The following is a 5,678-nucleotide window of genomic DNA, read 5'->3' on the forward strand; positions in this document are numbered from 1 at the left end:
ACGTGCCTGCGATAATGGCGGTGGAAGGGGCGTTTCAAAAGTTATACTACGAAAAATGGAACGAAATAATCGCGGATCAAAAAAGTTTTAAATTTACCGTCCGCTCCAAGCGCCCGCCCGCCGATAAAATCAACAGCTTCATAGGCTACGTAAATACGCGCATTTATAACGTCTGTCTTAGCGAAATTTACAAGACCGAGCTTGATCCGCGCATCGGCTTTTTGCACGAGCCAAACTACCGTGCGCTGAGCCTGCACCTAGATCTCGCGGAGATTTTTAAGCCGATTTTGGGCGATACGCTGATTTTTAATATGCTAAATAAAAAAGAGATCACCGCAAAGGACTTTCAAACCGACGCCGGGCGGATAAAATTTAGCAACGACGCCGTGCAAAAGATCGAGCTAAAAATGATCGCAAGGCTTGGCGAAACGATCTCGCTTGGCGGGCGCGATCTCACGTGGCGGCAGGTGATCCGCCGCGAGGCTAATCAGATCAAAAAATGTATCTGCGAGGATGCGCCTTACGAGGGATTTAGGTGGGGGTAAATTTGATATTTTGTCGGTAGGGACGTCAGTTTAAAGTTATTTGACTTTTGTATCCCTTGCTACGGTGTTTGTTTGACGTCAAAACAGCATTTGCGATTTTGCTTTGGATGTTTGTGGTAAAATACAAAATGCGTCCGACTTATAAAATTTGCTTTTGTCGTTACGGGCGGATTGGGGTTGTCGATTTGCCCTTATTGCAGCGGGCTATTTAATTTCTAGGCGTCACTTTAAAATCCAAATCATCTCGATAAAGCTTTTTCTAAGATTTTAGAAATGATGAAATTTAGGGCATTTTGTATCGATATTATTTTGCTTTTTATGCAAATTTAAGGCGTAAAAATATAGACTTTGAGTTTTAATAGCCCTAAAAATGTATATTTTGGTGCTGTTAAATTTTACTCCGTTGGAGTTTGAAACTAATTTCGTTGCTAATGTTCGTATCTGTGTTCGTGTTAAATTTTACTCCGTTGGAGTTTGAAACGATTATATGCTGACGCATACAACACTACACCTGTTATGTTAAATTTTACTCCGTTGGAGTTTGAAACGTAACACCATCGGCAGGAACAACGCCGTAAAAAATGTTAAATTTTACTCCGTTGGAGTTTGAAACGTAGCGTAGGTATGACGCATGGTATAAGGACGACGGTTAAATTTTACTCCGTTGGAGTTTGAAACAAAAAAAGAATATGGCAAAATTTTTAAAAAAAATCAGTTAAATTTTACTCCGTTGGAGTTTGAAACAAAAAAGGGTCAGAATAGACATTATCCCCATCCTGTTAAATTTTACTCCGTTGGAGTTTGAAACTTCGTGCTTATATCAACTTCAACGCCGAACGTATCGCGTTAAATTTTACTCCGTTGGAGTTTGAAACTCTTGTAAAAACTCAGGTTGAGCATGAGAAATAGAGTTAAATTTTACTCCGTTGGAGTTTGAAACGAAACTACAACTATAACCTCGCCACGATAAAGATCGTTAAATTTTACTCCGTTGGAGTTTGAAACTCGCAAATTCATCGCTAACCTTATAGACTTTTGATGTTAAATTTTACTCCGTTGGAGTTTGAAACTCTAGCATTTGGGTTATTTTGGCTAGGTTTTTTTGTTAAATTTTACTCCGTTGGAGTTTGAAACCGGCGGGCTAGCGGCAGGGAACGCCTTTTACGATTGTTAAATTTTACTCCGTTGGAGTTTGAAACTTCGTAATATTGAGGTTCTATCATTTGAAATAAAGGGTTAAATTTTACTCCGTTGGAGTTTGAAACATTCCTTTCTTTGTGTGATTTGTCTTCGTGTAGTCTGAGTTAAATTTTACTCCGTTGGAGTTTGAAACTGGCAATAGTTCTATTGATCCAACATTTTGGGGTAAAGTTAAATTTTACTCCGTTGGAGTTTGAAACTGCTTTGGGAAGTTGATTTTTGAGGCAGTTTTTGAGTGTTAAATTTTACTCCGTTGGAGTTTGAAACGAGCCTAGTGATTTTTTTAACGAGTTTAGCGTAGAGTTAAATTTTACTCCGTTGGAGTTTGAAACGATATTCTCAATATAAAAATACGCTAGGCGTTGGCGTTAAATTTTACTCCGTTGGAGTTTGAAACGCCCCTAAAACGGTATTGTTTCGTCGTTGTCGTATGTTAAATTTTACTCCGTTGGAGTTTGAAACGGCTAGTGCGCGAACCGTTTATATTTTTTTCAAGCGTTAAATTTTACTCCGTTGGAGTTTGAAACTTTTTTGCGAGCTTTATCCGCTCTAGAATCATTTTTGTTAAATTTTACTCCGTTGGAGTTTGAAACGGCGCTAGCGAAAAAGCGTAATACTCGTCCGCGTTTAGTTAAATTTTACTCCGTTGGAGTTTGAAACTCAAACCCGTCAAACCTAAAACCCGGCACCAAACGGTTAAATTTTACTCCGTTGGAGTTTGAAACAACGGCAAAGGCAAAGGCGCAAGCGCGGGCCCAGGCGTTAAAATTTACTCCGTTGGAGTTTGAAACAAAAGCTAGACAAGCTGCTAAATAGCGCAAACGATAGCGTTAAAATTTACTCCGTTGGAGTTTTGATGTAATCAATTTTTGTGGCTTAGTATGCTGTGCGATTGATTATAGACGGGCGACAAAATACAAACTTGCAATAAATAATTTATGATTTTCTGTTAATTTGGCTAACAGCCTATCGGCTGATTGCCTGCAAGCAGTTTTTCTAGCTTGCGATTTTTAAAGAATTTGACGACGTCAAACGCGATCTTGGCAGCCAAAAGCGCCAAAAAAACGTGTCTAAAAGCATAGAATTTTCCTAAGTATTTATGCTTTTTCATGAGTTTTAGCGCGAGTGTTTTTATCGCCTCTATCGGCTTTTTGATAGCTTCGCCGATCATTTTGTCTTTTATCTCATGCACGACGAGAGCGGTGATGGTTTTTAGGTATTTTTTAGTTTTGGGCGCGGGTAAATTTTGCGTCGCAGTTTTGCCGTAAACGTCGCCGATCCAAGCTTCAAAATTTTGCCGAGCATTTTTGCTTTTTAAGAGTTTTTCACCGACTTTGCTTATCTCGTAAATCCCGCGCGAAGTCTTTAAAACGATCCTTTTTTCTTGCGGCAAAGCTTGAATTTTAGGGCTGTTTGCTATGACGCTTAAAAGCGCGTCCGTTTTGCTCTGGCTCGCACCCGTTTCGCCCGATAAAAACTCCGCTATCTCTTTACGACTCGCCTTTTTTCTCTCGTTTAAAAACTGCGCCAATAAAAATAATCCTTGATAATCCATCGCAAAAACTCTCATTATTATATTAAAATGAGAATTATACTTAAAATATATCAAAATAAAATAAAAGCCAGTATCATTTTGATTTTGGTACGTCGTAATGTAAATTAAATTTGCCGAGTTAAAATAAAAGATTTGTGTCGTAAATTTGAAATTTATCCATGCGCGGACTCTAAAATTTGCGGTAAATTTAATGAAAGACGACAAAAATTTAAGCGCTTCGAGCCGCTTAAATTTGCCCTTTTCCGAAAATCAGGCAAATTTAAAGCTCTTAAGTTTAACTAACAAAAAACTCCTGAGCAGCCTGCTTGCTCTCAAAAGGCTTCACGCAAATCTCGCGCTCGCCGATCCTAGCTCGCACCTCCGCGTCCTTGTTCGCCTTGGTATAAGCAAGCGCCAGCCGCACGGCAAACTCGAGGTCGGCCTCGTTAAATTTAGCATCCACGAGACTAGTCGCGCCCACGACGCCCTCGTCAAATTTGATCTGCGTAAATTTCGGATTATTTAGGGCTAGCAGTTTGGCGTTATCGTTTTCGTCGCGGCCGATGACCATTTTGGTGCCGTTTGTTAGGCGCAGATGGCGTCCGAGGCGCAGTAGCTGCATATCCGCGCTCGTCATATCGGGGTCAAATTTGATGAAATCTTTGATTTTATTCGCAAAGCTCTCGATCGTGAGCAAGCACCCGCCGCCGGGCGTCTCAAATTCGCTAAAGCCGAATTCCTTGGCGAGGGCTAGCTGCCTTTTGCGGTCGCGTCCGCTGATGCCTAGCAGCTTACTGCGATCGACCCAGCCCTCGCGCTCCGGTTTTGTGGGCTTCATCAGCTGCGCAGACATCGGACGCAGGATGAGATCCTCCTCGTCGCCCGCGGCGTTTTTGACCTGCGCCATCGCGTCGCGTCTTTGACTCATCGGACGCTGGCCGATCACCTCGCCTGTAGCGATAAAGCTAGCACCCTCCGCGCTCATCATCGCAAGCGCCGTTTTAAACATATATCCGTGGCAGTCGATGCAGGGGTTAAAGTGCTTGCCGTAGCCGTGTTTAGGCGTAAAAAGCACCTCGCGTAGGTATTCGTTTCTGATATCTACGATCTTAAACTCGGCTCCGGCTTCGTTCGCGCGGCGGCGTAAAATTTCTGCCTTTTTCTCGTCGCCGCTAAAGCCGATGTCGATATGGATCGCCGTAACTTCGATGCCTTGGCCGGTTAGAAGCTTGATAGAGATCATACTATCAAGCCCGCCGCTAAATAAAACTAATGCTTTCATTTTTTAAGTTCCTCAATAATTTTTTTTATTTTTGATAGTATTTGTTTTTTTTCCTCTAAAGGAATTTGTTTTGCCGAATATTCTTTGTGCAAATTCTCGTAAAATCTCACTTTTAAAATAACTATATTTTTTAAAATTTCATCCTCGTCTTTAAAGGCGTCGTAGTTTTCAAACATCAGCTCGCGCACGGCCGGATCGTCCGCATCGACTCCCTGCGCTACGGCCTCGAAAATATCTCTGTGCCGCACAAAATACTCAGTTTTTAAATTTTCTAAAACAATTCTTTTAAAATTTGGATTTTCGATCATCGTTTTTAAAAACCGAATTTCAAGTATATCCTTACGCCCGCGCTGATTTTTGCCCAAATTTTGTATTTCGTAGGCTTGCATGCGCTCCTGAGCGGCTTGCGTATTTGCGCCTCTAGTTAGCCAAAACGACCCCTCGGCTATCTTTAAAATTTTAGCCACGAGCGGCGCGTAGGAGTTTGCGACGACGGGTTTTAGACTCGCCGTAAAGGCCTGGATCGCTTCTAGCGCTTTTTGCTTTTGTACGGGGCGCGAGAGGTCAAAGCCGCTAGCTAGATGCCTGATGTAAAATTCGCCGATCTCCGTGCCGCTTTCAAAAATTTGCCGCAGATACTCTATCTTGCCCGCTACCACCATATCGGCCGGATCTGCGCCGCCCTCTATGATGACGACGCTACCGTCGATTTCGTTTTGCGCGAGCAGCAGGGCGGACTTCGTCGCGGCGTTTATGCCTGCATCGTCGCCGTCAAAGCACAAAATAACGCTAATCTCGCCGCGCTTTAAAAGCGGTAGGTGCTTGGTCGTGAGCGCGGTTCCAAGCACGGCTACGACGTTGTTAAAGCCCGCCTTGTGCAGCATGATGACGTCCATGTAGCCTTCGGTGATGATGATCTGATTTTTGGTGAAAATTTCGCGCTTTGCCAGGTGATAGCCGTAAAAAAGCGTGGACTTGTCAAAAACCGCGGACTGGGGCGAATTTACGTATTTAGCGGGGTTGCCGCTGATCGTGCGTCCGCCAAAACCAACCAGCCGTCCCGCGTGCGTATAGATAGGAAAGGTGATGCGGTTTATGAAGCTAGCGTAGATGCCGT

Annotated in this window: 4 protein-coding genes and 1 CRISPR repeat array; of the genes, 1 reads left to right on the forward strand and 3 read right to left on the reverse strand. The window is 42.9% G+C overall.

Annotated elements, in window-relative coordinates; all coding sequences use genetic code 11:
* Window positions 1–545: CRISPR-associated endonuclease Cas1 (cas1, locus tag Q0314_RS10060; RefSeq protein ID WP_298058672.1), on the forward strand; the 545-nt coding region annotated here is incomplete at its 5' end.
* Window positions 546–932: 387 nt separating this feature from the next.
* Window positions 933–2,604: direct repeats of the CRISPR family, unit length 30 nt; unit sequence GTTAAATTTTACTCCGTTGGAGTTTGAAAC.
* Between the two features lie 99 nt (window positions 2,605–2,703).
* On the opposite strand, the gene Q0314_RS10065 is transcribed toward cas1, so the two are convergent.
* The 3 genes from Q0314_RS10065 to Q0314_RS10075 form a co-directional block, all read right to left on the reverse strand.
* The gene (locus Q0314_RS10065; RefSeq protein WP_298058674.1) at window positions 2,704–3,276 is read right to left on the reverse strand and encodes a restriction endonuclease; all 573 of its coding nucleotides are present in this window, start codon (window positions 3,274–3,276) and stop codon (window positions 2,704–2,706) included.
* A gap of 298 nt (window positions 3,277–3,574) precedes the next feature.
* Window positions 3,575–4,561: an argininosuccinate synthase domain-containing protein gene (locus tag Q0314_RS10070; RefSeq protein ID WP_298058676.1), complete on the reverse strand. Its 987-nt coding sequence runs from the start codon at window positions 4,559–4,561 to the stop codon at window positions 3,575–3,577.
* A partial coding sequence (locus Q0314_RS10075; RefSeq protein ID WP_298058678.1) for a toprim domain-containing protein occupies window positions 4,558–5,678 on the reverse strand: 1,121 nt, incomplete at its 5' end. The genes Q0314_RS10070 and Q0314_RS10075, both read right to left, overlap by 4 nt.

Origin of the sequence: uncultured Campylobacter sp. (assembly GCF_938040115.1) — a bacterium.
Lineage (GTDB): Bacteria > Campylobacterota > Campylobacteria > Campylobacterales > Campylobacteraceae > Campylobacter_A.

Bases quoted from the DNA above. Each gene is read 5' to 3' on its own strand.
- Q0314_RS10070 (WP_298058676.1), bottom strand. From the start codon at position 4,561: ATGAAAGCATTAGTTTTATTTAGCGGCGGGCTTGATAGTATGATCTCT.